At 74.4% G+C, this 1,724-nt stretch carries 1 protein-coding gene; it reads left to right on the top strand.

Annotated features, from left to right (window positions below; translation table 11 throughout):
- Positions 1–1,724, top strand: a 1,724-nt coding sequence (locus ABT116_RS44375; RefSeq protein WP_351646568.1) for a beta-ketoacyl synthase N-terminal-like domain-containing protein, incomplete at both ends; no start/stop codon positions are given.

Genomic DNA, 1,724 nt, shown 5'->3' with positions numbered 1-1,724 from the left:
TCGGTGTCGGGTCTGCTGGGTACGGCGGGGCAGGCGAACTATGCGGCGGGCAACGCGTTCCTGGACGCGCTGGCGGCGCATCGCCGGGCTGCCGGGCTGCCCGCGACCTCCCTCGCCTGGGGCCTCTGGGACGGCACCCACGGCATGGGCGGCACCCTCGGCGACGCCGACCTGGCCCGGTGGACGCGCCAGGGCATCAGGACCCTCACCCCCGAGCGGGCCCTGGCCCTCTTCGACGCGGCCCTGGCCGGTGACGACGCCCTGCGCGTGCCCGTGGTCTTCGAACAGCGGGCACTGCGCGCCGAGTCCTCGCCCCTGCTGCGCGACCTGGCCCCGGCAGCCCGCTCCCGGCGCACGGCCGCCCGCGCGGCCGACGCGGGCACCGAAGGCACCACCTGGGCCCAGCGGATCGCCGCGCTGCCGCAGGAGCGCCGCCGCGAGACCGTCCTCGACCTCGTGCGCGGCATCGTGGCCGGCGTCCTCGGACACACGGACCCCGGGCGCCTCGATCCCAAACGCGCCTTCAAGGAGAGCGGCTTCGACTCCCTCGCCGGCGTCGAACTGCGCAACCGCCTGAACACCGCCACCGGACTGCGGCTGTCCGCCACCGTCGTCTTCGACCACCCCACGCCCGACGCGGTCGCCGACCACCTGCTCACCAGGATCGCGGACACCGGGGACAGCGCAGCCCCGGCACCGACCCGCACCGCGCGGACCACCGCCGCCCATGACGAACCCATCGCGATCGTGGGCATGGCCTGCCGCTACCCGGGCGGCGTCGCCTCACCGGACGACCTCTGGCGGCTGGTCTCCGAAGGCGGGGACGCCATCAGCGAGTTCCCCGCCAACCGGGGCTGGGACCTCGACGGCCTCTACGACCCGGACCCCGCCCACACCGGCACCTCCTACGTCCGGCACGGCGGATTCCTGCACGACGCCGACCGGTTCGACCCCGCCTTCTTCGGCATCCCGCCGCGTGAGGCGACCGCCATGGACCCGCAGCACCGGCTGCTGCTGGAAACGGCCTGGGAGGCCTTCGAGCACGCCGGTATCGACCCGACCGGCCTGCACGGCTCGGACACCGGCGTGTTCACCGGCGCCATGTATGACGACTACGCGTCCCGCCTCGCGGCCAGCCCCGAGGAGTACGAGGGCTTCCTGCTCGCGGGCAACCTCTCCAGCGTCGTGTCCGGCCGGCTCTCCTACACCTACGGCTTCGAGGGACCGGCGGTCACCGTCGACACGGCCTGCTCGTCCTCGCTGGTCGCCCTGCACCTGGCGGCGAACGCGCTGCGCAACGGCGAGTGCTCACTCGCCCTCGCGGGCGGTGTGACCGTCATGGCCGGTCCGCACGTCTTCGTCGAGTTCTCCCGCCAGCGCGGCCTGTCCCCCGACGGCCGGTGCAAGTCCTTCGCGGCGGCGGCCGACGGTGTGGCCTGGTCGGAGGGCGTGGGCCTGCTCGTGGTGGAGCGCCTGTCGGACGCGGTGCGCAACGGGCACCGGGTGCTGGCGGTCGTACGGGGCAGTGCGGTGAACCAGGACGGTGCCTCGAACGGTCTGACGGCACCGAACGGCCCGTCGCAGGAGCGCGTCATCCGCCAGGCACTGGCCTCGGCCGGTCTCTCCGCCGCCGAGGTGGACGCGGTGGAGGCGCACGGTACGGGGACGCGGCTGGGTGACCCGATCGAGGCGCAGGCGTTGCTGGCGACGTACGGCCAGGACCG

The organism is Streptomyces sp. NPDC002130 (assembly GCF_040296465.1).
Lineage (GTDB): Bacteria > Actinomycetota > Actinomycetes > Streptomycetales > Streptomycetaceae > Streptomyces.
This window is presented reverse-complemented; position numbering and strand designations above follow the sequence as displayed.